The organism is Shewanella sp. 10N.261.52.F9 (assembly GCF_041471165.1).
Lineage (GTDB): Bacteria > Pseudomonadota > Gammaproteobacteria > Enterobacterales > Shewanellaceae > Shewanella > Shewanella marinintestina.
Window position 1 is genome coordinate 115,090 of sequence record NZ_JBFRNX010000021.1, and the last position, 26,512, is coordinate 141,601.

Annotated in this window: 21 protein-coding genes and 1 riboswitch; of the genes, 10 read left to right on the forward strand and 11 right to left on the reverse strand. The window is 41.7% G+C overall.

Annotation, left to right across the window (positions count from 1 at the left end):
- Positions 1 to 17 precede the first annotated feature (17 nt).
- Together AB4298_RS13775 and AB4298_RS13780 are read right to left on the reverse strand one after the other, a co-directional pair.
- Positions 18 to 1,925 carry a methyl-accepting chemotaxis protein gene (locus AB4298_RS13775; protein ID WP_371987150.1) on the reverse strand — a complete coding sequence of 636 codons (1,908 nt, stop codon included), beginning with the start codon at positions 1,923 to 1,925 and terminating at the stop codon, positions 18 to 20.
- A 344-nt stretch (positions 1,926 to 2,269) separates the two neighbouring features.
- A complete protein-coding gene (locus AB4298_RS13780) occupies positions 2,270 to 2,773 on the reverse strand; it encodes a MarR family winged helix-turn-helix transcriptional regulator (RefSeq protein WP_248999101.1) in 504 nt (167 codons plus the stop codon).
- Between the two features lie 144 nt (positions 2,774 to 2,917).
- On the opposite strand from AB4298_RS13780, the gene AB4298_RS13785 reads away from it, so the two are divergent.
- On the forward strand, positions 2,918 to 3,814 hold the full coding sequence (locus AB4298_RS13785) for a DMT family transporter (RefSeq protein ID WP_248999100.1): 897 nt from the start codon (positions 2,918 to 2,920) through the stop codon (positions 3,812 to 3,814).
- 101 nt (positions 3,815 to 3,915) lie between these two features.
- Positions 3,916 to 4,015, forward strand: a riboswitch (purine riboswitch).
- A 151-nt stretch (positions 4,016 to 4,166) separates the two neighbouring features.
- Positions 4,167 to 5,492 (forward strand): NCS2 family permease, encoded by a 1,326-nt coding sequence (locus tag AB4298_RS13790; RefSeq protein ID WP_248999099.1) that lies wholly within the window; start codon positions 4,167 to 4,169, stop codon positions 5,490 to 5,492.
- Positions 5,493 to 5,555: 63 nt separating this feature from the next.
- Here AB4298_RS13790 and AB4298_RS13795 read toward each other — a convergent pair whose 3' ends face one another.
- The 3 genes from AB4298_RS13795 to AB4298_RS13805 all read right to left on the reverse strand — a co-directional run bounded on the left by AB4298_RS13795 (position 5,556) and on the right by AB4298_RS13805 (position 9,437).
- Complete coding sequence (locus AB4298_RS13795; RefSeq protein WP_248999098.1) at positions 5,556 to 7,082, reverse strand: TerC family protein; 1,527 nt, start codon at positions 7,080 to 7,082, stop codon at positions 5,556 to 5,558.
- Positions 7,083 to 7,467: 385 nt separating this feature from the next.
- Complete coding sequence (locus AB4298_RS13800) at positions 7,468 to 8,268, reverse strand: hypothetical protein (protein ID WP_371987153.1); 801 nt, start codon at positions 8,266 to 8,268, stop codon at positions 7,468 to 7,470.
- 2 nt (positions 8,269 to 8,270) lie between these two features.
- Entirely contained in the window at positions 8,271 to 9,437 is a 1,167-nt protein-coding gene (locus AB4298_RS13805; protein ID WP_248999096.1) for a BamA/TamA family outer membrane protein, read from the reverse strand.
- A 284-nt stretch (positions 9,438 to 9,721) separates the two neighbouring features.
- Here AB4298_RS13805 and AB4298_RS13810 point away from each other — a divergent pair, with 284 nt between their 5' ends.
- On the forward strand, positions 9,722 to 10,561 hold the full coding sequence (locus AB4298_RS13810) for a phosphatase PAP2 family protein (RefSeq protein WP_371987154.1): 840 nt from the start codon (positions 9,722 to 9,724) through the stop codon (positions 10,559 to 10,561).
- Between the two features lie 39 nt (positions 10,562 to 10,600).
- On the opposite strand, the gene AB4298_RS13815 is transcribed toward AB4298_RS13810, so the two are convergent.
- Positions 10,601 to 13,801: an HD domain-containing phosphohydrolase gene (locus AB4298_RS13815; RefSeq protein WP_371987155.1), complete on the reverse strand. Its 3,201-nt coding sequence runs from the start codon at positions 13,799 to 13,801 to the stop codon at positions 10,601 to 10,603.
- A 393-nt stretch (positions 13,802 to 14,194) separates the two neighbouring features.
- Here AB4298_RS13815 and ppnP point away from each other — a divergent pair, with 393 nt between their 5' ends.
- Positions 14,195 to 14,476, forward strand: a complete 282-nt coding sequence (ppnP, locus tag AB4298_RS13820) for a pyrimidine/purine nucleoside phosphorylase (protein ID WP_371987157.1) — start codon at positions 14,195 to 14,197, stop codon at positions 14,474 to 14,476.
- A gap of 108 nt (positions 14,477 to 14,584) precedes the next feature.
- Here the strand turns inward: ppnP and AB4298_RS13825 are convergent, their stop codons facing one another.
- The 3 genes from AB4298_RS13825 to AB4298_RS13835 all read right to left on the reverse strand — a co-directional run bounded on the left by AB4298_RS13825 (position 14,585) and on the right by AB4298_RS13835 (position 16,900).
- Positions 14,585 to 14,992: a hypothetical protein gene (locus tag AB4298_RS13825; protein ID WP_371987158.1), complete on the reverse strand. Its 408-nt coding sequence runs from the start codon at positions 14,990 to 14,992 to the stop codon at positions 14,585 to 14,587.
- A gap of 101 nt (positions 14,993 to 15,093) precedes the next feature.
- Positions 15,094 to 16,065, reverse strand: a complete 972-nt coding sequence (locus tag AB4298_RS13830; protein WP_371987159.1) for a tetratricopeptide repeat protein — start codon at positions 16,063 to 16,065, stop codon at positions 15,094 to 15,096.
- Positions 16,066 to 16,174: 109 nt separating this feature from the next.
- A complete protein-coding gene (locus AB4298_RS13835) occupies positions 16,175 to 16,900 on the reverse strand; it encodes a DUF6445 family protein (RefSeq protein ID WP_371987160.1) in 726 nt (241 codons plus the stop codon).
- A 448-nt stretch (positions 16,901 to 17,348) separates the two neighbouring features.
- On the opposite strand from AB4298_RS13835, the gene AB4298_RS13840 reads away from it, so the two are divergent.
- The gene (locus AB4298_RS13840; RefSeq protein ID WP_248999089.1) at positions 17,349 to 17,696 is read left to right on the forward strand and encodes a hypothetical protein; all 348 of its coding nucleotides are present in this window, start codon (positions 17,349 to 17,351) and stop codon (positions 17,694 to 17,696) included.
- 202 nt (positions 17,697 to 17,898) lie between these two features.
- On the opposite strand, the gene AB4298_RS13845 is transcribed toward AB4298_RS13840, so the two are convergent.
- Positions 17,899 to 19,527 (reverse strand): BCCT family transporter, encoded by a 1,629-nt coding sequence (locus AB4298_RS13845; protein ID WP_248999088.1) that lies wholly within the window; start codon positions 19,525 to 19,527, stop codon positions 17,899 to 17,901.
- A gap of 1,115 nt (positions 19,528 to 20,642) precedes the next feature.
- On the opposite strand from AB4298_RS13845, the gene AB4298_RS13850 reads away from it, so the two are divergent.
- From AB4298_RS13850 to AB4298_RS13870, 5 genes are all read left to right on the forward strand, one after another.
- Positions 20,643 to 22,793 carry a bifunctional 2',3'-cyclic-nucleotide 2'-phosphodiesterase/3'-nucleotidase gene (locus tag AB4298_RS13850; RefSeq protein ID WP_371987162.1) on the forward strand — a complete coding sequence of 717 codons (2,151 nt, stop codon included), beginning with the start codon at positions 20,643 to 20,645 and terminating at the stop codon, positions 22,791 to 22,793.
- A 213-nt stretch (positions 22,794 to 23,006) separates the two neighbouring features.
- Positions 23,007 to 23,579 carry an imm11 family protein gene (locus AB4298_RS13855; protein WP_371987164.1) on the forward strand — a complete coding sequence of 191 codons (573 nt, stop codon included), beginning with the start codon at positions 23,007 to 23,009 and terminating at the stop codon, positions 23,577 to 23,579.
- A gap of 10 nt (positions 23,580 to 23,589) precedes the next feature.
- A complete protein-coding gene (locus AB4298_RS13860) occupies positions 23,590 to 24,150 on the forward strand; it encodes a hypothetical protein (protein ID WP_371987165.1) in 561 nt (186 codons plus the stop codon).
- Between the two features lie 167 nt (positions 24,151 to 24,317).
- The gene (locus AB4298_RS13865; protein ID WP_220782523.1) at positions 24,318 to 24,935 is read left to right on the forward strand and encodes an excalibur calcium-binding domain-containing protein; all 618 of its coding nucleotides are present in this window, start codon (positions 24,318 to 24,320) and stop codon (positions 24,933 to 24,935) included.
- Between the two features lie 606 nt (positions 24,936 to 25,541).
- Positions 25,542 to 26,060: a tyrosine-type recombinase/integrase gene (locus AB4298_RS13870; protein ID WP_371987166.1), complete on the forward strand. Its 519-nt coding sequence runs from the start codon at positions 25,542 to 25,544 to the stop codon at positions 26,058 to 26,060.
- Between the two features lie 12 nt (positions 26,061 to 26,072).
- Here AB4298_RS13870 and AB4298_RS13875 read toward each other — a convergent pair whose 3' ends face one another.
- Entirely contained in the window at positions 26,073 to 26,327 is a 255-nt protein-coding gene (locus tag AB4298_RS13875; RefSeq protein ID WP_371987167.1) for a hypothetical protein, read from the reverse strand.
- Positions 26,328 to 26,512: the final 185 nt, after the last annotated feature.

Below are 26,512 nucleotides of genomic sequence, written 5' to 3' on the forward strand. Positions count from 1 at the left end.
GGTCCGTTATTCACCTATTATTCGATGGTAAACTTGTCCACTACTGCAATTAGCTTGTCATTAGCTGCAGTAAGCTTGTTGGTTTCAAGATCTGTAGACTGACCATTATCATCAAGTACTACCACCATATCGCGGATCGCATTCATGTTGCGGCTTATCTCATCAGACACAGCACTTTGCTCTTCAGCTGCTGTGGCAATTTGGGTGTTTAAGTCATTTACATCGGCAATTGAACGCACCACTTTCTCAAGATTGTCGCTGACATCTAAGGTTGCTTCACTAGCCTGCTCGCAAGTTAGCTTTGTCTGCTTCATTGCACCAACGGCATTATTAATCCCTTGTTGTAGCTTATCTAAAGTTTGCTCAATCTCAGTGGTACTTACTTGGGTTCTCGCTGCGAGCGCCCTAACCTCATCGGCAACCACGGCAAAACCTCGGCCTTGCTCGCCGGCTCTTGCGGCTTCAATAGCAGCATTTAACGCCAACAAATTTGTCTGCTCTGCGATATCACCTATCACTTGCAACACCTTTGTAATGCTGACGGCATCTTGTGCCACATGAGCAATATTCGTTTCACTATCTTCGACATCTTGAATTAGGCGATCGACAGTTTGCTTTGTATTTGCCACGATACGATTGGTATTACTAACTTGATCGCTAGTAACTACTGCAGCATTAGACGCCTGAGAAGTATTGTTAGCCACATCCATAGCAGTCGCGCTCATTTCTTCTACTGCGGTAACCACTTGCTCAGTTTCCAATACATGCTTTTGTAGCACCTGAGTATTTTCATTTGTTTGCTGATTGAGCTTACTAATACTAGAACCTATCTCTTTTGAGCCTGACGCCACCTCTTTAAGCAAACTTTGTAGGTTAGCAACGAAACGATTAATTCCCGAAGCGATCTCTCCTAGATCATCTTCACGTGTCACAGGTAAACGGCGAGTCAAATCAGCGTGACCATGAGACAGGGCAATCACCATCTCTTTCAAATTTAAAATTGGCCGATACAACCAGTTTAAAATAGCCAGCACTAAGCCAATACTGATCAGCAACATAATCGCGGACATAAACATAGAGTTGCGTAAGCTTTGGTTTAAGCCCACATAGGCAACTGATTCATCAACGCTAATGAATAGATACCAATTTTGATCTGCTAGTAGACTGATTGACTCACTAAAAACTAATTTCAGATCCTTATTCTGAATGTAATCGCCGCTATAAGAGTCTTGAGATGTAATCGCACGGCTTAACTGACCAAGCCCTGCATCAGCCAAAGATTGACCGACCTTCAGATCGCCCGCTGACGTAGCTAATACCTTACCACTACTATCAATAATCGTGGTTTGCGCACCAGGAAAATCAATATCTTTTACGGTTTTAGCTAAAATTTCTAAACCAATATCCCCTGAAAGCACACCATCGCCTAGATTCGTGACAATAGAGATGACAGGTTGTTTAGTTACCATATCGGTATAGATATCGGTCAACACAGGTGCCTGATTAGCTTTTGCTAGCTGATACCAACCACGAGGGCGCGGATCATATTGACTGGGATCGGCAACGCCATCACGCCAAATAGCATTATCCGCAACACTGGCGTAAGAGCTACCATCATCAAACCCCCAAAAAACCGAATATAGGCTATTTGACGTTTTACCAAGACGGGCAAAGTCGACATATTGCTGTATATCTCCCCGTTTATATTGATCTGCCATGGCTATAATGGCGGTAGCTTTACGCTTAAACCATTGAGAGATCGCATCAGCTTCATAATGGGTCATCGCTTGCGAACTATTTTCTACATATTGGATAGTGTCTTGTTTTAAGGCTTGGTATGAAATCCAATTAGCCACTAATAAACAGCAAGAAACCAGTAACATAATGGCAAATGTCATGGTTTGTTTAAATCCAATAGCTTTCATGGCTTGGGAATATCCTTATTTTAATGGTGCAGCGATCCTCTGCGAACATTCTGTATCAATTCAATGAGGATGAGTTTATGGCGACGGTTATACACCTGGAATACATTCCAAACCGTGATTGACTTAGCACAGAAACAGCTGAAGGCAGGAGAAAGAGCCGATAAGACGCTAAAAATGTGACACATTTAAGATTACTGAACTAGTTTATCGCAAAATCAGTAGTGATATTGACTACAACAGTTAATTAGCTCGCGTTAGGCCCAATCCGCTAATTAGAACCACTTAGTTAAACCAATAAAAAAGCCAGCAGTTATGCTGGCTTTGGTTCAATTCACTTTATACGGTTAGACGTTACTATCGTTAGTGCCTTCAAAACCCGTTAACCAAGTCTTGAGTAACTGGTTGAGCTCAGGCTTTTGTGCATCAGATAACCGCTCGACTAACTGATGCTGAACAGCAACATGATCTTCAATCGCCTTGTCTATGGTGTCGAAACCTTTTGCAGTTAGACCTACCGATACACTACGGCGGTCTTCTTTACTGTGCACGCGCTCAATCAAACCTTTAGATTCAAGTTTGTCTAAGCGATTGGTCATGGCACCAGAAGTTAGCATCATAGATGACAACAAAGCAGATGGTGTCAGGTTAAATGGCTCACCTGACCGCCTAAGCGTAGCAAGAACATCAAACTCACCCATCGTCAGCCCATATTGCTTATGACAAGCGGCAACTTCAGCCTCGATATGTTTCTGCAAACGCATAATGCGTCCAAAAATAGCCATTGGCAGCGTATCTAAATGAGGCTTTTCTTGCTCCCACTGCGCGCGGACCTTATCGATATCTTCCATTTATCACCTTTAACTCAGCACTTCATACGGCACATTTAAATCTTCACGCAAAGATACTTTATAAGAAGATACTTTACAAAACTAAGTTATCGGCACACAATAAATAATATCTTCATGTAAAGATACTTAACACAAAGGTAGTTGATGAATATTTTCCTTGCTATGATCCCAGCCTTTTTTTGGGGCACCACCTATGCCATGACTCAGTTCAGTTTACCTGACTGGCCACCATTATTATTGGGTGCGATTAGGGCTTTACCTGCAGGGTTAATCTTACTGGCGATCAAGCCTAGCTTACCGAATAAAGCCGACTGGCCAATTTTAATTAAACTCGGTGCAATCAACATCGCGATCTTCTTCAGTCTTATCTTTGTCATGGCGCTGACGTTACCCTCTGCCATATCGGGTGTGGGGATGGTATCGGTTCCAGTCTTTGCCATGCTTTTCCATTGGCTAATGAACCGCAAATTACCTAATCCAATCCAAGCGATATCCGGCGCAATCATAGTCATACTCGCTTGGCAGTTATTTGATCCCAGCTCTATCAGTTTAAATCCTGTGGGTTTGATCGCTATGCTGGCTGCCATTAGCTGTATTATTGTCGGTAGCACAATAACTAAAGAGCTAGGTTCGCGTATACATTGGTGGACGGTGCTCACTTGGCAATTAATTATTGGCGGCAGTATTTTGCTGTTTATTGCGCTAGGGCAAGCCTTATATGCGCCAGAAAAGTATATCCATCTTGCGACAGAACTTAGCCTAATGAACACATTCGGCATAGGCTGGATAGTGATCCTCAATACAGTGCTAGGCTATGGTTTGTATGTATGGCTGCTGCAAAGAATGAGCGTAGTTGATTTTACTTTCGGAAGTATTGCTAACCCTATAGCGGGGATCCTTAGCGGTATGTTACTGGTGGGAGAATCTTATACTCCAGCGCAATACATCTTAATGGTCAGTATGATCCTAGCCTCAGTGTCACCTGCGTTAATTCAAATGCTAAGGCAAAAGCTGGCAAAACCAGTGAGTACTAAAACCTAATACTGAGCTAATTTTTAGCGACTTTCTATATGCTGAAAAAATTGATCAATCGCACACTTTGCTTGTAATTGTTTGCGCAACGTCTCTGCTTGCGTACAATCCGCGCCAACAATTTATTGTGCTGTATATCGCTGGAAATTTGGTCCAGAAGTCTCTACCACAAGACCTAATCTTGTGACTACAGCCCAATCACCGTCCGTCGCCAAACGTCTACAGCACTTGGCCTCCCAGTGGTATCTGCCAATAAATTTATTGAATTCTCTGCGCTTAAAATAAGCGCATCAATAAACATTAATAAGGCATCACTGTGGCAATCTCTAGCTTACTTCGACGTGCGGGACAGTCCCGCTTTATGGAAAACACTTTCCAACTTTCTAAGCGCAATGCCAATGTTGGCACCGAGCTTTACGCAGGCTTTATTACTTTTTTAGCCATGAGTTATATTCTGGCCGTGAACCCGGCGATTTTAGGTAGCATTGATGGCATGGATAAAGGCGCTATCTTTACCGCCACAGCATTAGCCGCCGCACTCGCCACCTTGATTATGGGCTTTTTTGGCAACTACCCAGTGATGTTAGCCCCAGGCATGAGCATGAATGGCTTTTTTAAAGGCATGCTAGCATCAAGCTCTGTGGCGCTGATTTGGCACGAGGCACTATTCGGCATCTTCTTGTCGGGTATAGTGTATTTAATTTTTTCAATGACCAAAATTCGCAAGCAGATGATTGAGTCGATCCCAGAAGATCTTAAACTCGCTATCACAGTGTCTTTAGGCTTGTTTATCGCCTTTCTAGGTTTAAAGAATGCAGGGATTATTGTGGCTAACCCAGTGGTGCTGGTTAGCATGGGCGATATTAGCCAACCGCAAGTAGCCATTGCCTTTATCAGTCTATTTGTCGCGGTAGGCTGCATGGTGCGTAATATTAAGCTGGCCACTTTTATCGCCTTTATGACTTCGATTACCTTAACGTTAATAAGCGATGCAGTATTGGGAACTCAATACGCACCTATCCCTGAAAATTGGTTTAGTGTGCCACCAAGCATTGAGCCAAGTTTTGGTAAGGTATTTAACTTTGAGTTTCTCACCGTCGATAAGCTATTTGACCTGCTGTTTATCGTGATCATTTTCTTTATCGTCGACTTCTTCGACGGCTTATCAACTATTGTTGGTGTAGGTAAAGATGCTGGGATCATCGATAAAGATGGCAAGGTACCAAACGCACGCTCAGCGTTAGTCGCTGATGCAGGCGGTACGGTTATTGGTAGCGTATTGGGCACCACCTCGATTACCGCTTTTTCTGAATCAGGTATTGCGTCAGCCCAAGGCGCTAAAACTGGTCTTGCAGCAGTAGCAACAGCGTGTTTATTCCTGCTGGCACTGTTTTGCTATCCCGTATTTTCGATGTTCTCTACCGCCATCGTTGCACCTGCAATGATAGTTGTCGGCATTTATATGGTTGGCCGCTTAGGTCATATCAACTGGGATCATAAGCCTTCATGTATTGCCGCCTTCTTTACCGTGATGTTCACCATTTTAAGCTTCTCACCTGCTAACGGTATGGCAATGGGCTTTATTAGCTACGCGTTTGCTATGGTTGTTGCCGGTAAAGGGCGTGAAGTGCACCCGATTATCTACGCGTTATCACTGATTTTTATCGCTTACTTACTGATGCTGTAATTACGACTTAAAGTATTAATAAAAAGGGTCTGCAATGCAGACCCTTTCTGTCGATAAAACCACTTAGCTTGCTATGTGGCTTACCTTAACTAGCGACACTTTAAAATCATCTGCTTCGACAATTTCAAATTTAAGCTTGGCAAATTCAACCACATCACTCACCTTAGGAATGGTAGAGTTCACCGCTAACAATAGACCCGCTACGGTAATGTATTCTTGTTGCTTATCAATCAAACCTATCGTTTCTAAACGCGATTCCAGATCATGCAGTGAAGTGGAACCTTTTACTAACCAGCCGTCGTTACATATGCTGATCTCAGGTACTTCACCAATATCAGGGAACTCACCGACAATAGACTCAAGCAAGTCGTGTAAGGTCACGATACCTTGAATGCTACCAAACTCATCGGCAAGTACTGCCATGCCGGCTCTCGACTCTCTAAAACCATCAAGCAAACGAATCACATTAATGCTATCTGGTACTATGTAGGCAGGGAAAGCCGCAGCGATATCCGCTAACTTTTCGCCCATTTCGATACCTAACAACAAATCTTTACTGCGAACAATGCCGACTAAATTATCAAGTGAGCCACTACACACAGGGAACAGCTGGTGACAGCTATTTTTAATTGTCTGCTTAACCTTGTCGTTACTGTCTTCAGTATTAAGCCAAACGGTTTCACTTCTTTGGGTCATTACTGTGCGCACATTACGTTCTGACAATGATAGAACACCAGTGACCATCTCACGCTCAACATCACCAAAACTGACTGGCGCTGGCTCAGTGTCTTCGTCATCATGGACGTTGTAATGTTTATTGCCCATCAAGCGGAAGATGGCTTCTGTCGTGCGCTGACGCAGTGGCACTCGCTCTGCATGCTTAGCATGGCTTGAGCTAATCATTTGGTTAAACATTTCAATCAAAATAGAGAAACCAATAGCAGCGTACAAGTAGCCTTTAGGGATATGTACACCAAAGCCTTCTGCCACCAAAATAAAGCCGATCATCAACAAGAAGCTTAAGCACAATACGATAACCGTTGGGTGCGCGTTAACGAAGTTAGTGATCGCCTTCGACGCTAATAGCATCACAATCATAGACACGATAACCGCAATCATCATCACAGTTAAACTATCGACCATACCCACAGCGGTAATAATTGAATCGAGTGAGAATACTGCATCAAGCGCTAAGATCTGCGCGATGATCACGCCAAAACTGGCATAAACGTTAGTGCCTTGCTGTTGATTCAGATCGCCTTCAAATCGCTCATGCAATTCATGAGTCGCTTTAAATAGTAAGAATAAACCGCCAGTAATTAGAATCAGGTCGCGAGTAGAGAAACTAAGGTCATAAATACTGAATAAAGGCTGAGTCAAGGTGACTAACCAAGACACAATACTCAGCAAGCCTAATCGCATAATAAGTGCGAGCGACAATCCGATGGTTCTAGCTTTGTCTCGCTGCTCTGGTGGGAGTTTTTTAACTAAAATAGCAATAAAGACTAAATTATCGATACCCAGTACGATCTCAATAATAATTAAGGTAATTAAACCAATCCATATTTGGGGTTCAAGCAGAAATTCCATCGTATTTTTTCATTTTCCAAATACCGATATTGTTAATATCAGCTTGGTCAATAGCTCCAAAATATAACGCATTAATAAAAGTTAAACGCATTTATATTGGAGAATTCATAAAAGCCATAATTAATTAAATTTTAACTTTGAAAAAATTACGCCAAAGCGATGAATTTACCGCTATTTTAATCCATCGTTTAATAGAGAAAGAGAGCAATAACGGTTGAGTGCTATAAATGAAGGTAATCTAGAATTTAACAGGAATAATCAAATAAACAATGACACACAGAGTAAGTGATCACTAACAAAATATTAGATAAGCACTAACTCTACGAAGTTGCGACTTACTGCTATGGATTAAGCAGCATTATTTTTTACAGAAATAACTCAGCTTTTAACCACAAGATGAACTGTAGTCAGTTAACTCTATGAGTCCGCGTATAATAATGCCGTGATAACGTGCTTGGATCAGCTGGTAATCCATTTCAGCAGCAAAATAATAGGTCACCTCTTCAGCGCCGCTTTGCTCAACAGGAATAAGAGTTAACTCTCCCCAAGGGGAAATGTTCTTGCTAATCGGTTGTTTTACATAATACTGGTAAGGTTCAATAGCATCTGACGCTTGCCTAATTAAGCGAAATTGCTGCCGCCCTTGCATTAAAAACTCACGCATTTGAATCGCCAAGGTATCCACATCACGCAGCGGGATATCATCAGAGCGATAGTGCTCGAGATCACCATCAATCTCGACCTCAGACTCAAGGCCATTAGCACTAAAACTAGCATGCATATCGCGCGCTCGAAACCCAGTTACTTTTTGGTGAAAGTGGTTAGTTAGCCACTGATTGCTATCATCTGACCAAGCAAGCGTAGCTGTTTGATGATATTGAGTGCCAATCCCCAAAATGCTGGCTTCGCTCTTGGTGGTCACAACTGCAGATTGGCCTTGCCAGATCTCGGTGCGATCCATAGTGCCGGTATGGATCCCACTTAAATAAATATCGTATTTGCCATTACGACGACACTGATCGACGCTTGGCTTTGATGTTATATGCTTAGACGTTACAGATTTAGACGTTATAGATTTAGACACCACAGCCTGTGACATTACTGGATCCGTCGATGCCAAACTAGTAAAACTAAAGGCTAGCGCCAGCCCCATTAGGCTCACATTAACAACGTACATAGCAGTCATGATTAGAAGACTTCGTTCACGTTAAGGTAGAAGTTAGTCTCATTTTCACCCACACCGATATCTAGACGTAAGTTAATGTTATCTTTGATTTTAAAGCGGAACCCAGTACCGTAAGAGGTTAACAGCTCTTCGTTAAGATCGCTCACTTTAGAGGCTACACTGCCCACTCCGCCCCAAAAAACCATGCCGTAACGCTGGAAGATAGGTAGTCGATACTCCACTTGGCCCATCATCATCTGCTTGTCACGGTAGCGACCTTTAATGTAACCACGCATTGCACCTGAACCGCCTAGATCAGGCAACATATTCCATGGCACATCGCCATCGGTAAAATGGCCTTGAACTTGCCAAGCAATAAGGCCCGGCGCATGACTTAATAAAGACGTTGAGCTCAGGTCGATATAATTTGCTAACTCAAGATCATAAGTCGAGAACGATGAGTACTCGTCATTTTGATACAAGCCAGCATCAATTTGAAATAACCAACCTTTGGTGGCATTTAAGCGGTAATCACGAGAATCATAGATACTAGTCACTACCAAACCAGAGCTAAAGTTGTTTGGCAATACTGTATCAGTATCCACTGGCACACCGGTTTCAACTAGCTCTAACTTATCGGCACTAGCATAAGTAAAATCAGCACCGATACCTAGAAAATAGTTATCGGCAACTTCAGTCATAAAGCGTGGCTTAAAGCTATAAACCTGCTCTTCAAACTCATGATGATTAGCGTCAATATTGCCTTGTTCTATACCTTGCCCATAATAAACGGCCGCTTCGTTATGTAGCTCGAGACCAAGCTGTAAGCGCTGCTTACCGCCGTTGAAGAAGGTCATGTTTTCGACTTCAACACCGTAAGAGTTGTTCATTGATACAAACGAATTTAATACCAGCGATGATGGCTGTTCATCACTCGATGAACCATCGGTTTTATATAGACCAACCATAAGTAGCCCCACACCAAATTTTTTTTCCGGTGTGTAATACGCCGTTGGCAGGTAGCTCATATCGATAGGCTTAGTTTCATCAAACTCACCATCAGCACCAAATACAGACAAGATGTCATCAACCCATGTCGGCTGCATATCTTTAGGAGTTTCAAAAAGTGGTTCAACAGCCGCAGCTTGGTTGGATAAAGCCAATAGAGTTAACAACAAAATCCGTTTCATAAGTACTCGAATTAATAGTGAAGAAATGCCATGCCTGATTTTTAGTGCTAAATTGCTAATTTATCGCTATTGAAATACAGATTATAAAAATAACAGCAATCATTTAGCTCAAAATAAACACAGCAATAAATTTCGCCGAGCGCGCATTCTACCATCACAAAAATATTCAACAATGACTTTTTTCGATTAAGAATTAATCACATTTGACTGTGGCAATGTCGATGACATTTCTTTCACTTCAGCATTAATAGACTTGCTAAAAATTTGCTGATGCGTGACAAACGATGAATAAGCTAAACCAAGATTTTACTCTACAACCGTTCCATAAAGTTAAGCCTGTTAGCTCACCCTTAAGCCATAACACAGCATTTCTATGGGTACTATTTGTATTAATTAGTGTCTTTTTACTAATGATGAAACCCAGCGTCAATAACGCTTATTTTTGGTATATCAACCAAACTAGCGACTATTTTAACCCAGAGCTTTTAGCCAGTATTACAGATATGGGAAATGGCATAGTAACTGGCAGTATTATGGTACTGATTTTATGTTTTAAACCGACTTGGATATTACGAGTCCTTTTAGCTGCAGTAATTTGCTTAATCTCAACCCATTTATTAAAAAGCTATTTTGCAGAGCTACGCCCTGCAGCCATTTTAGAGCAGATCAATATTATTGGTGATGCACGCTATAGCAAAAGCTTCCCCTCAGGACATACTTCAACAATCTTCTTGCTAGCAGGAACAGCTTTTTTATCGTCGACACGACTGTTGAGTCGTATTGTTCTTGTCTCACTCGCAGTCATTGTCGGCCTCTCACGTATTGCCGTTGGCGCACACTGGCCTATTGATATCGCCCTAGGCGCAATAATTGGGTGGGGCAGTATTTATCTCGCATCAATACTTTGCAAGCCATCGTTGTTAGACAAACAGCTACAACTGATTATCCTAACCACCCTGCTAGTACTTTTAGCCATATTAAGCATCACTAGTACCACCGAGTTTGCACAGTTCCCCATTGTAGAGCGCTTACAACAGTTCTATTTGTTAGCCGCCACATTCGGCCTTTGTTTGTACCAAAAAAGCAGTCGCCGTCATCCAAACTCAAGAGCAAGCAGTCATTAGGTTATTTAGCAAATAGTCATAATAGCTGCTATGAAGTGATTATGTGTTTTTACTTTGCTGTGCATCGTCCAAATACTTAGCTGTATCTACTTCATTTATCTGCTCTTTATCGAGGAATTTGTTGGCATACTCCAAGTAAATACCGCTCGATAAAAATAGCTTAAAGATATCCATATCCAAGTGTTCATCAAGCGCCATCTTATACAAGATATCAATCGCAACGCTTAATGGCTTAGCCTTTTTATAGGGTCTATCGGCTGCGGTTAACGCTTCAAAAATATCGGCTACCACTAAGATCCGCTCGGGGATCGATAAGTCTTCAGCGCTAAGTTTTCGCGGGTAACCGGTGCCTTTTAGAGTTTCATGGTGAGTTGATGCATAACGCGGTACCCGAGCAAGTTCTGGTGGGAACGGCAGATTCTCCAACATCTTAATCGTACTCGTCACGTGCTCATTAATTTTAAACCTGTCCTCGGTGGTTAACGTGCCTCGTGAGATCGATAAGTTATATAGCTCGCCAAGGTTATATTGATCTTCTGGGATCGCCATTTTAATGCCAAACTTAGGATCAAACTCCACCTTATTGATCCGCTTGATAATATGCTCAGGTTTATCACGCAGCAATGGCTCTGTTACGGGGTAACTTTCTTTAGTATCTCTTTGGCTTAGATTGAGTTCCTCAATAGGCGATAAACCAATTCGATCGTCAAAGTGGCGCTGCCAAGTAATATTCGCTAGCTGTGCTAAACGATCTTTAGATTCTTGCCCCATAAACTCGCCACCAATATTAGCCGTCGCGATAAAACTAAAATCCTCTGATAGCTGCTTTTGTTGTTGAGTCAATTCTTTAAGGTAAAGCTCTTTAGCGCTTTCGTCTAACGCAACCTGCTTCAGATAATGGATCTCTGCATCACGCCACAGCACCTCAAAGCGCATTCTAATCTCATGGATCCGGTTATAAACCGCTTCGAGTTTTGTGCCTTTATCGACAATATATTCTGGAGTGGTGATTTTTCCGCAATCATGCAGCCAAGCGGCGATCCTAAACTCTCGGTGTGCATCTAGTGATTCAAACTTAAAGTCTTTAAAGGGAGCAAGCTGTGACTTTTCAGCCGCCTCTGCCAACATCAAGCCAAGCTCAGGTACACGATTACAATGCCCAGCGGTATACGGCGACTTATCATCAATTGCTTGTGCAATAAGCTTAATAAACGACTCCATTAACTCTTTTTGGTTTTCTTCATACTCTTTAATTGAGCAAGACATATCCATCATCGAGTGTGCCAGTTCATCTAGTTCAGTAATATTGGTCTCAACTTTTATAACATCATCATATTGGCGATTTTTTATCTTTTCGTTTTCTTTAGCTAATAACTTAATCGGCCTAATAATCGGTGAAGAGAAGATCCACGACACAGGCAAGATTAACAATAAGCACATACACGTCAGTAAGATAGACTGCTGCACTCTTTCAACGCTACTCGCCAACAACTCTTTAGCTGGTACCACAATGGCAAAATATTCTTCATCACCAGCGGAAGTATCGCCAAAAGGCGTGACGTAAATAAACTCTGTAACACCATTAAATTCACGCTGTACTAGGCGCTGTTGGTCACTGGGGTTTTTAGCTAAATCGATAAGCTCAGCGAAAGGAACGGTGCCTTTCGTCGTTAAGTTCTGCTTTTCTCCTTCACCAAACCATTTGGCTTGCAAAGCCTGCTTTTGCTCTGGCGTGATATTAGCTAAAGCTAAATTGATAATCTCAATTAAGTCGGCATTTTTCTTAGAAAGTATAATGTGCAGGCCGGTATCGACCTTTAATGGTGAGAAATCCAATTGCTCATGGTACTGAATTTTATCTACAAAAAACTGATTCGCCGTGTAATGCAATATGATGCTGCTATCGAGTGCGGCAAACACCTCTCCTTCCTCTACGGCATGCAATATAGCGTGAGTAGAAGGCATTTCAATAATCTCAATCTCGGGGTAATTTCGTTTAACCACATCGACTATTGACCAGCCAGTAGGAATGGCTAACTGTTTACCAAACAACTGCTTGATATGGGTAATAGGGTCAATACCTTGCTGAGTTACCAAGGCATAAGGCAGCTCCAGAAAAGGCTCGCTAAACTCACCAAGCAGTTGTGTTTCATCAGTTTTAATCACTGAATGCAACATTGCAAGCTCTTGTTTTTTAAACTTTTCGGTTAGTTCAAACCAGCTAAAACCATTGATGTACCTCAGTTGTAAGCCTGTCATATCCGCAATTAGGTTAAGCAAATCGACACTATAGCCTTGGGGCATACCCGATATGGCAAAATCAATCGGCGCCCAATCAGTCTCGTTAGAGACTTTCAATGGCTCAGTTGCAGCCACTAGGTTGCGCTGTTTAGCTGTCAGGGTAAGCGGGTTAGACAGGGGGATTTGCACGCCCACTTGTTTATCTTGATTCGACGCAATCAATTCACCACTTTTCTTATAAAGGTAAATTTTCTTGTCACTGCTCGCATCTTCTTCGTCTTGCATCACAAGGTAATCAGATAAGGTAGAAAGTGCGATATCTAAGGCTAGTACGGCACCAGAATCAGGCAGTTTTATCGAATAAGTTTGCCCTGGTGACTGCAAATGTTGAAATAAATATGGTTCAGTTTTTGATACGTTTTTATAATCTGCGTTGACAAACCAAGGCCTAATACGAGCATCGTATTCGCTTGGTTCTGACTGGCTAACACGTAGGTTAAATTGATCATCTAGATAAGATTGTTGCCGTTGGCGTAACGAGCCGTTCCCTGTAATAGCAATAATCACCCATCGATCTAGATGAGAAGCATTAAGTTGTTCTCGTACAATAGGGTGAGCATCGAGGTTGATAAGCTCATAAAAGTCGCCGTTAGGCATGCCAATATAAATAGCATAAAACAGCGAATTATTGCGCATGATTTCAGCAAAGGCTTGCCGAGTTTCAACATTCACCGTTCCACCAATCATCAACTCGTCAAAGTGCGAAAGTAGCTGAACAGCATTCACAGCTTGACTATCGACTTGAGTCAGATAATTACTGGTATTTTTTGCCGTATGGCTGTAGAGCGTTACCGCTGCATCTGTTGCCATGGCTTTACTGAAATAGTATTGCAAGCCAATTGCGATTGCCGCGGTTAATACGGTAGCTAGAATAAAGATCCCGACAACAGTTACCCGAATGGTATACCGCTTGTTGCTCAACCTGACTAGGCCACTCATAAAACCCCTAATTGATCATTCCATCCTTGAAAGACTCATCTTATAACAAGGTCATAACATGTCAACCAAACCCAATAGCATTAGTCGTTGAATTTTCCAGTAAAATAAGCGTTTTAACCTCAAATAAAATCGTTTGTTAGCGCTATAAGTAGTTGCGGCTTACCTTCCCCTTATCCACAGCCATTTTTTAATTATTTATATCTTTATATTTGTAGAATAAGACTAAGGTTATAACGCTCTAGATAACGTCTTTTTTGTGCAATTAATCACGACTATTGAGATGAATAGAGCCAGCGTATTTTATTGTTTAGTGATAATATCGCGGCGTTGATTCATGAGCCCTAAACTAAGTCTGTTTTGCCATGCTCAACACTCTTATCACGAGGAATTATAATGTTATCTGTTAATGAATATTTTGAAGGTCAGGTTAAGTCTATTTCTTTTGAGGGTGCAGACAAACCAGCATCAGTAGGCGTAATGGAAGCAGGTGATTATGAGTTTGGTACAGCAGCACCAGAAGTGATGCAAGTGATCTCTGGCGCACTTACGGTACTATTACCAGGCCAAACTGAGTGGCAAACCTTTAACGCAGGTGAACAGTTTAACGTTATCGGCGATGCAAAGTTTCAAGTAAAAGTAGCGACTCAAACCGCTTACCTTTGCATTTACGGCTAATAAGCACTTAGATGCCTTAGATGTAAAACAAGTGAACCATCCACTAACAGCCGAAAGTAGACTCTAAGTGGATGGTTTTCAATGATTAGCTTTTTGGCTAGTGATTACTTACTGACCAACCCACATCACTAACTCACCCGCTGTTTTTAAGCCATATTGTCTTTTAGTCAATGTACCTGACGCATCAAACAACAATAGCTCAGCAGAATCTGCACGATGTTGGCGGATCAGCTTATCACCCTCTGGCGTGCCCGTTGTGGCAATAAGAAAATGGACTGCATCACCAAGATAATCGCGCGCTTCATTCATCTGCTCAGTCTGGCTATTACTCATAGCTAAGCCATTATCATAGACAAAAACAATCGCGGGCTTACCCGTACCAATCTCTTCATGAGTCGCCTTAAAACCTTTAGGCATTACCATCACTAAAGCTGCGAATAACGCCACAATAGCTGCCACGACTCCAAGAGCAATCAACGGCTTACGGCGAGATGAGTTTGAATTATGTGTATCCAAGGTGTCATACCCTCTTAAATAACAAAAATAGATAGCAAATCGCCCCATACTACTTAGCGAACCTGAGGCCTAGATTAAAATTTAAAAGTTAAAATTGGCCGCTATGGTAACAAAGTAGCAGCTTGGCACTGTTGAAACAGGCTTTGAATACAATGCAAACTTAACGCTTGCGCTTGGTTTAGCTGTGGTTGACTGAGTTTTTGGCTAATCATTTGGAGTCGCTTCACAGCGATCTCATTACCCTGATGTTTAGCTGCGGCGAGCCAAATATAGATTTTGATCAAATCAGCTTCGTCATCTCGATGATTATATTCAAGGGTTGCTAGATCAACTTGGGCTTCAGCCAAACCAAGTGCTGCCGCTTGTTGAAGCCAAAAGTCAGCTTTTACAACCTCAACTTCACCAAGCTGTCCATTCACATAGATCATGCCGATTTGATGCATTGCTGGAGCAAACTTGCGATCGGCACTCACTTTGTACCAATCAAGGGCTTGCTGTGGATTATGGTACTGCTCTAAATAGAGCTGACCTAATATGTAAGGTGCCTCTTTGTGGCCGTTATCACTGCTTTGCTTTAACCAATGCTCAGCGCTGTTCAAGTCCACAGCACCACCTTGCCCCTCGAAATACATCAGCCCCAACATAAACTGCGCATCAACTTGATACCTTGAGAATTGCATATCAATAGGCTGACTCGCCAACTGTTGGTACCAATAGCGAGCTAATTTCGGCTTAGCTTTACCCACTTTGCCGCTGCGATACATCTCAGCTAATGAGTATTGCGCTTCCGGCATACCTTTTTCAGCCGCGACTCGGTACAAATCCATGGCACGGTGAATATCTTGCTCAACCAGCATGCCTTTGGCGTACAAGTAAGCCAAATTAGTGGCTGCATCCTCGTCGCCCTGGTTAGCATTGTCGATACAATCTTGAGTCACATTGTCGGCTTGCCCAGCCACCGCATAGTCACACCATGGGTCAAATATCTGAGAGGAAACCTCATTCTCAAGTAGTTGGCTACTGCAGCCTAATAAAGTGATAATGGGAATAAAAATAGGTAACAATGTACGCATAAATATACTCAGCTAATAACGTATAGCGTTTTTATAAGATAACCAAAAACACTAGCCTAATGTCTATATTGCTAACCTCAATTAAAGCCAGCAATAACCAAGAACTATGCTATTGCACACTAAAAAATGAATTAACAGAAGTACGGCTATTGCACGAGTTTTTATCAAAATCAACTTGAGAGGTAATGTTGGCGCTATGAAGGATATTGCCAGAGTAGATCACTACTCGGTTCGGTTTTGCTTCAACTGAAAAAACCTTTTCAAACAGTTCATCACTATCATTGATATAACCCGAACGTGAAGTCGCCGATTGCTCCACCTTATCAACCATATCTAAAATCATCTCTTTATCATCAAATGAGAGGGCTAACTTTTCGGCATGCTTATAGCGATAAAAGCTAGTGCCACCTAAGCGCTCACCATTAAGGTAGTGAACCGCCGCCATAGAGTGGTCTGCCAACGAATCAAAATGCGGCATCTTTTGCTTTGGCGATAAGTCTTCAGGGGCTAAAGTCACTTTAGATAACCAGCATTTAGCAATCCTGTGATGCTTAAAGCATTTGCCTTGAGGCAGTAATCCTAATAGCTCAATCAAAGCAGATAAGGTTTGATAATAGCTATCGGGCATTTCATCACGAACACCAGGAAACAGCGTGCCGTCAGAGCCCTGCGGATTGAAATAAGCTTTGGTATTGCTGTAATCAACTAAAGATTCAAAATCTGCAATAAAGTCATCAATAACCCAAATTAAATGCTCAGAGTCAGGCAAGTGTAATACCTGAATATGCGCATCCGGATTGATTACCATTGATTTGATATTTGAAATTACAGCCATAGTGATCCAGTCCCTTTACATCCATGCTCTACTCATTTTGAGCGCTGAAAATAGTAGCACCTTCTAACCTATTCAAAAACCAACAAATAAAAAAACTCAATTCATTTCGCAACAAAGAAACTCAACTGAATGTTCGACACAACCGATAATGGCAAGGCAAAACAACTCATAATAAATAGCGAATGCTCATTGACCCTCTTTGTTTACTGACAAAAAACGCACTCAAGTCTCATTTTTTAACTTTGCTCGTGAACAAGCCAAATTGACAGCACATAAGTGGGAACTATTATTGCCATAGGGCGCTCATATTAGTTACCCTGCCTAAAGAAGTATTTTAAATGCAGTTATTAACCAAAACAATCTAGGCGCTCAACTTAGCAATATCGATTCCCAAAAAGTGTGAGTGCAGACAATGAACAAACTAATGAGGCAAGATTGAATGAATACAATGAGTAAACTATTAATCAGCTCAACCATCAGCATCGCAGCACTAGGCGGCGCGGCACAAGCTAGCGATCTTATTTGTAAGGTCAAAGGCAGTGACGATGTCATTATGAAGAACATCGAAATTTTGCGCTCTAATCAGTCAATCGTCAGCATCGACGGTAGCTATAGATCGCCAGTAATGGGAAACATTTACAGAATCGACGGCGTTGATGGCCAAGATATTAGTGAAACCCCGACTTACATTGCTTACACCCAATACCCACTAGCTGATCACGAGTTACTTGCTACTGTACAAGTTGCCGACCAGCCGGCATTTACCGGCATGTGCACTGTCACCGAAGAGATGTAAACCGTGCAAACTGTTACATCTCGGCCCTAGCAGCTTAATTAGCTCTACTCGCGCACTTAAAAAGCCACGCAAGATGGCTGCAAGTGTTGCCTGTTCAAATACAGCCAAGCATTTAATAACCGTAGACAATAAAAAGCCCCGCGACTTTGCAGTAACGAGGCTTAAATACAAGCTAAATAGAGAGCCGATAGGGCTATGCTATTTATAAACTATCTTTTTGTTGCTTAACCTGTTGCAGCGAAGCTTTACCAAACTGTTTATCAGCCATCGCCTTAGCGATTTTCGGCGCTTGCCAAAGTGACGGCAGCAACACAAATGATACTGGCACAGCGGTGATCACAATAAACGACTGCAAAGCTGAAATACCACCAGACCCCATTGCTATCAACGCGATAGCAACTAAGCCCATTAATACCCCCCAAAACGCACGCATCGCACCACTCGGCTCAGTAGACCCCGACACCACCACACTAATGGTATAGGTCATCGAATCACCCGTAGTGACAATAAAGGTGGTGGTTAAGATCAAAAACAGTATCGCAATCAGTGTCGGCATTGGCAGCTGTGAAGTAATCGCTAGCAATACGCCTGGTAAGTTAAAGCCTTCAAATGCATTAGCCATAACACCAGGGTTAGCAAGTTCAAACGCAAGGCCAGAACCACCAACAACACTAAACCAGAAGCAGGTGATCAACGGAGCAATGATTGAAATCGACAAGATCAATTGACGAATGCTACGGCCACGCGAAATACGCGCAATGAAGATAGCCATCATCGGGCCATAACCGAGGAACCAGCCCCAGAAGAATACTGTCCACCAACTTAACCAGTCAGCATCGCCACGGTATAACGACATAGGCACAAAGTTATTCACCATTCTCGCCATCCCCTGCAAATAGCCATCAACAATAAAACTTGTTGGGCCAAACAGTAGAATAAAGATAATTAACGCTGCCGCTAAAATAATGTTGTAACGGCTCACCAACTGAATGCCGCGACTCAAACCACTTAGTGCCGACAAGGTATACATAGCAATAGCAAACAGCACCACTAAACTCTGGGTCATCAAGGTATCTTGCACACCAAATAAAGCATTGAGCGCGTAGCTAATCTGCAGACCAAGGAAGCCAATAGGCCCAATGGTACCGGCGGCAACAGCAATAATACAAAAAGTATCCGTTAAGGTACCAATCCAGCCAGTTAGTGCTTTATCGCCAAACACAGGATATAACAAAGTGCGTGGCTGTAATGGCAAGCCTTTGTCATAGTGTAAGTGCATCAATACGATAGCAGCTAAGGTACCGAGTATCGCCCAAGCTAAAAAGCCCCAATGCAGGAATGACTGCGATAATGCATTAATTGCCAAGCGGCGACCTTCGGCTTCACCATAAAATGGTGGCGAAGAAACAAAGTGAGCAATCGGTTCAGCAGCGGCCCAAAATACGCCACCACCTGCTAATAAGGTACAGAGAATGATAGCCAACCATTTAAAGGTATCCATTTCCGGTGCTTTAAGGTTACCCAAGATAACGTCACCCGTTCTGGCAAAGGCTAAGTAGAGACCAATAATAAAGTTAGCCAGCAGCAAAACCTGCCAAAAAGGGCCAAACCATAGGGTCACTTTAGAGAATCCAACCTGAATAACGTTGGATAAAGCGGAAGTATCGAAAACAGCAAGCAGTACAAAGAGAACGAGAAAACCGCCACTTAACCAGAGTACAGGACTGGCAAAGGCGTTAGTGGTTGAGGTATTACTTCGCTCTGGCGGATGCGCCGCAAGGTAATTTTCATCAGTTGATTTACGCTCAACAGATTGTGTCAAATTCGACATTAAATATTCGCTTTTGTCATCGTCAGCCATTAAATAAGTCAGTTTAGAGCGACTAATTTTAAGCTGATTCGGTGAATTTTCCTCGGCTATTGCAAAGACTTATAACGACTTTGTAAAGGTTGAGGCTGTAAAAGGGGCGATATTTTAACACATACGAAAGTAGGAATAAAATCAACGCAATTAACAGGAAAGTTGCAGTCTATATTAGAAACTAGTGAATCATTTCAATTTAAAAGTAATTTCAAGCATTTAATCTGCCAAAGCATAGCGATTATAAAATATGACCAAAGCGAAGAAATTCAGAATATCGAAAACAAGATGAAAGCAACAACACCAAAGGTTAAGCTACTGATTAAATTGATTTATTACAAACAATGTATCACTAGCAGTTACAGATGATTTATTTTTATTTTATTTGTTTTAATCACATTAACTTTTAGTGTTTTAACCCTTTTTAGTGCAAATTTTTTTTAGGTATAAAATATCAATAAAATTTTAGATATTAATCAAAGCTGTTCTTTTTTGATCATTACACATCGACAGAGAAAATGATTATTTTCTCACTAAGCAAAGTCGCACAAAAAAATGACTGGCTAAATTTGTTAATCGGACCAAAGAGTCTCTCCTCACCAAAGCCAAAATATCGTTACAAGCTAGAGTGTTGTTTATAAAAAGCTTAAATGCCAGTTAAAATCCACTGTTTTATTTTAAGGATTATATTTGAACAATAATTTGTACACCAATAGTCTGCAACCAACAAATTTCAAACAACAGCGCAACTGCACAGCGAAAAACGAATCAATTTGTAATCAATCAAACACTGATTTAAATACCTAAATAGCGCGTTTTATTATTTACTGTATTGTTCTATTTTTTACATTTTTAATTTTATTACTCAATTTAAGAACCAGGATGAACACTTGTTCTTATTAATTATAAGATCTTGATTTAACAACTCTATTATTTACTTTACTTAGCCACATTTTTTATTTAATTTCACTCCGAATTTAGTGTTATCGGTTGATGTTTCTACCCCATTTTATAATTCATAAAACAATTATTGAGTGGTGGTTATTAGTTTAATTAAAAATAATATAATAGTTTTTGGAGTGAACATGAAATTAAGTACTAAAAAGCTTCTGCTTGTTTCAAGCATTGCAGCAGCATTAGTGGGTTGTAACAGTTCAGATGACGACAATAACAACGTGAACGATAGCACCATCAGCGTTCGCCTGATGGAAACCACTGATATCCACACCAACGTAATGCCATACAACTACTTTGTTAGCCAAGAAGTAAACGAAACTAAGTTACCTGAATGGGGCTTAGCACGTACCTCTTTGGTTATCGCTGCAACACGTGACGAAGTCCAAAACAGCATGCTGTTTGATAACGGTGACTTAATCCAAGGCAGCCCAATGGGCGACTATATGGCGTCACTGGGTACTGACCACGTTAAAGACAATACTCACCCTGTTTATAAAGCAATGAACGAATTGCAGTACGACGCGGCTAACTTAGGTAACCATGAGTTTAACTACGGTTTAGATTACCTAGAAGAGTCTCTTAAAGGCTCTAAGTTCCCATACGTAAGCGCTAACGTTTGGAAATTTGATAACTCACTAGAAAAAGTAAGCAACGCCGCTGAAGAGTGTGAAGTTCGCATTACTGAAGAGTTCTATGAGACAGCTGAACATCAATATCAGCCATACGTGATCTTAGATCGTGAATTTAAGAGCAGCACAGGTGAGTCTTACTTAGTTAAAGTCGGTGTAATCGGCTTTACCCCACCAAATATTATGGGCTGGGATGCATCATTACTAAAATGTAATGTGATGGTGTCTGACATCAAGAAAACTGCTGAACATTATGTTCCGAAGATGAAAGCAGAAGGCGCTGACATTATTGTTGCTATTCCTCACTCAGGTCTAAATGACAACGATAATGAGTTTGCAGAGAACGCAACATTGCACCTTGCTTATGTTGATGACATCGATGCCATCATGTTTGGTCACGATCACCGTGAATTCCCAAATACTACGGGTGAGTACGGCGAAATCGAAGGTGTTGATGCAGAACTGGGTCTAATTAATGGTGTACCAGCTGTTATGCCTGGTTTCTGGGGCGCTAAGCTAGGTGTTATTGACTTAACCCTAACAACTAAAGATAACGGCGAAAGCTGGAGTGTTGACCATACTCAGTCAACTTCAGAGCTACGTTCATTAGTGCCAAATAGCTCAGACCCAATCATCGAAGACTTAGTTGCAGATGAGCATCAAGGCACGATTGATTACATGTCTACAACTATTGCAGCAATCGATGTGAACATGAACAGTTTCTTCCCACAAGTAGTACCTGATTTATCTATTCAGGTGGTTAACGAAGCGCAACTGCACCAGTTAATGAAGTGGAAAGAAGCCGGTGAATTTAAAGATGCTGCTGACGACGCAATCTTCTTGTCAGTTTCAGCACCATTCAAGTCTGGCCGTAACGGTCCACAAGACTTTACCAACATCCAAGAAGGCGAGCTAACTAACGCTTCTGTTGCTGATATCTATGTATTTGATAACAATACACCAGCAGTATTGAAGATGACTGGTTCAGATATGAAGAACTGGATTGAGTGGGTTAACTCAAATGCATACAACAGCCTACCTTTAGCGGCTGGTGAGCGCTTCCTAAATGAATCATTCCCTGGTTACAACTTCGATGTATTCTTTGGTGGTTTCAACCAAGCTGGTGAAGGCTTACTTAAGTACACTGTGAACGTTGAGAATGAGTCAAAGTACATCGACATTAATGGTTTTGAATACACAGAGACTGAAAATAAGCAGATCGACAGCCTAACTTATAACGGCGTTGAAATTGCTAATGACGCAGAAATCTATGTTATTACTAACAACTACCGCGCATCTAATGTGAAAATGCCTGGTGTTGATAAAGCCGTGCTTGTTAAAGAAGAAGCCGCATTTAACAACCGCGAATTAGTACAATACTACCTAGAAGACTCGCTAGCAGAGAACGAAGGTGAAGCATCATTGGCATTCCCGAATGCTGAAGTGTTCCAGCTTGTAGCGCCAAACACAGATAGCGTTTGGTTTGCATCAGCAACGCTTGATGAAGCATTCCGCTGTGTTGATAGTGGCATCACTGGTCTTTCTACGACTCAAGAAGAAGAAACTAAAGCTGGAACTGAAGGCTTTACAAAGTTCCACTTTAACTTTGACTACAACGGTGAGTTCAACTGTGCGGCTAAAGCTAAGTAACTCAAACTAAATGAGTTAAAGCGCTTAAACTAAGTCAGTTACAGCGCAAACAAAAATCCCTACTTAGCAATAAGTAGGGATTTTTTGCATTAGCTGCCAAACCACCTCAAACAGCAGAGTTGAGAGATTTATTTAGAGTGAGCTTATTAGCCGTAGTAAGATATTCTTCCAAAGATCCATAACCGCTTAAATATTTAAAACATGGAGTTAACCTTGAGCGAATACTTCTTTGCTAGAGAGAACGTCGGCATTGCCTGTTATGTTTTTCCTGATGAGCACATCGATACCGTACCAGGCTACTCGTTTACTTATCCCACCGCACCAGTACCTTTAGTCATCCAATATGATTCAGAAGAGGGTTTACCTGTACCCGACGTATTTGAGATGCCTGCATTTTCAATACGAAAAAGCATTTTTAACACGATCGACCTGCAAGCTATCGCAGGCACTAACTGGGTAGATATTGATTTAGTCCATAACGGCCATCATGAGTTTGTCATGCTGCAAGTTACCAATCAAATCAAAGCGATAGATAGAGTAAATAGTAATATAAAGCGCTACCGAAAGGACGACGATGGCGATGAGATGATGAGCGGTATCCGCCAGTTACGCATTGACCCTAAAGCATTGGCAGAAGTCGAATTAGCACAACGACTGATATTTATTGATCCAGCTTGGTACAAACAGGTGTTTTTCCACAAATCAGTGGTCGAGCAACTAACTAAGCTCAAGTTAACTGGCGTGGAGTTTATCCCAGCTGAAGGCTATTCGGATTTTGGAGGTTAAAGGCAACAACATGAGTGACTATTTTTTTATAAGAGAGAACCAGCCGACGCCAATCTATGCAGTAGCAGAAGAGTTTGAAGAGGAAATGCTGCGCACTCCATTTACCAGCCCAAGTGCACCAGTGCCAGTTATCGCCACCCATAAACCAGAACAAGAGTATGCAATTGCCGATATTCTGCTTGAGCCAGAATTCGCGTTATCTCAACATCTATTCGATTCACTAAAAATCGAGTCGCTATATGGCAGTAACTGGATCCCACTCAAGTTACTTGATCAAGGCGAACATGATTTCATGATGCTGCAACTCGCCCACGAAATCGATGTAATTTGTCATGAGCAAAGCATATTTAAACGCTTTAAACGTGGCTACATTAGTGGCATGAAAACACTGGTTATCGACTCCGATAAACTGGCGCAGATCCCGCTATACAAAAGACAGGTGTTTCGCGATAGCTCATGGGGCTTTCATACGTTTTTTCATAAAGATATTGTCGATCAGATCATGCGCCACTCACCAACAGGCATAGAATTCGTGCCAATTGAAACTTTTAACGAGTCGTGGGCAGGCTGATATGTATATTGCATTTAGCTAAAGCTAAGTGAAGCGTAAAATAAAGCTTAGTAATGGATTAGCTTGAAAATTAACCTATTAATTTGAACATGATCAGAGCTGACAAATAGAATAACTGGTAGTATCTTGGTAGCTATTAACTTGATGTAAACAGGAAGTCACACAAGATGCTCATGGAAAGAGGCACCCTTGTTCGTTGGAACGCAGACAAAGGCTTCGGTTTTATTAAGCCTGAGGCCGCCAATACTCAAGATGTGTTTATTCATATCTCGACACTTAAACAGATGGCTCGAAAGCCCATTGTTGGCGACCAAATTCTGTTTGTTACCGAGCGCCAAACCGATGGCAAACTCAGAGCCAGCAAAGCCAGTATTGAAGGTGTGGCAGTTGTAGCTATTCAATCAACAACTAAACGAATCAATAAGCCACGCAAAAATCATTCGACACACCACAATCAACGCCCAGTTAAATCCAGCTTTTTGGCTAAGCTCGCTATCCCATTAATTATCGTTATGGCTGTCGTTGGTTACGGCAAGTACCAACAAATCAATAAAACCATAGTGCTAGCTAACGACGATATTGCAAACATGCGCTTTGACTTACCGCCAAAATCATCAACAACGAGTGTCAGCCAGCCAGAGTTTCAATGTGAAACCGGCAAAACCCATTGCAGCCAAATGAGCTCATGCGATGAAGCTAAGTTTTATATTAAAAACTGCCCCGGCACAAAAATGGACGGTGATGGAGATGGCATTCCTTGTGAGAGACAACATTGCAACTGGTGATCCTAAGGTTAGCTTATGTTGTAAACATTGCTAAAAATCAAAGAATTACCCCCAAATGTATGGCAAATTCACTCGCTTTAGAGATAGTTACATACATTGCAAACAATGCACTAAAAACACGCCGATGAAACAAGCCTGCCCACAGTGCAGCAGCAAGAATATAAGAATTCAAAAACGACAAGAAACCTACACCTTGAACTGCCAAGACTGTGGTTGTGGACAGCGAGTGGTTTGAGTGAGGAGAGAAAGTTTACTCTGACCCCACTTATTCCCATTGCAAACAATGCTCTAAAAACACGCCGATGAAACAAGCCTGCCCACAGTGCAGCAGCAAGAATACAAGAGTTAAGAAAAGCAAAGAGACTTACACCTTGAATTGCAATGAGTGTGGTAGTGGCCAGCGGGTGATTTAGGGGGAAAAAGAAAGTTTACTCTGACCCCACTTATTCCACTTATTCGAGAGTTCAAAAACGACAAGAAACCTATACCTTGAACTGCCAAGACTGTGGTTGTGGACAGCGGCTCGTTTAGGGGGAAAGAGAAAGTTTACTCTGACCCCACATATTTGTAAACAAGAAGCAACCCTTCACAACTGACGAACTTGCATTGATAAAGTCCAGTTTAGCCACGCATACACCTAATCAGCACTTGTTAGTTGAATTAGGAGTATTTACGGGCTGTCGAATCTCAGAGCTATGTGCACTTCGTTGCAAACATGTCATTGTCGACGGTGACATAACAGCCATCTTCATTGAAACAGGAAAGACCGATGCGGCAACGAGAACAATCCCCCTAACTAATGAGCTAGGAGTAAAAGTTCAGGCACTAATAGCTGGCCATGAAGATGAAGCTTTACTACTTGGAGTTAAAACCAAAGATATGAGTAGATGGTTTTCTCGGCTAAAATCAGAGCACATACAAAACGACCCTTCAAAGTGTTTCCACTCATTTAGAGTAATGTTCGCAACCGCAATGCAGCAAGCTGAGGTTAGCGAACTGAAAGCAGCCGCAATGCTTGGCCATAAAAGGGGCAACACAATGACATATGCCTACTACTCTCGCGGTTACGAATTACAGCAGCTAAAGGAAGCATATGACCAGTGTGTCGACCGCATTATTTGGTAACGAAAAAGCTCATTAGTAAGAAGTTAGCACACCATCATAATAACCTTTAGCGAAAGCAGCTTGAACGCTCTTATGCCGAACCGTACCAGCTTGACTATCTGGTAATTGCGAATAATCAAGACTTAACATTGGAGATTTTTCTGAACCTAAACGACGTCCTTCATCATATGCGCAACCAGCACACTTATGGCGCCCATTAAACTTACTTTGGTCGTCAGGTAGCGAAGAAAAATCAGGGTTGTAACGGTGGGTTAGCTGACATGTCATAATTCATCCTTAAATAATTTCAAAAATACTGCCGAAATATTCTTTTGCGAGACGCCTTAGGGATATTACAACGTGCAATTAGGTGAATCTACAGTTAATCATCTACGCTTCTTGTTCTGCATCAAATAGAACTGAAATAGACTAATAACTGTAAATAGAGTCTACCCTGTGACAAAGTCTTCTCA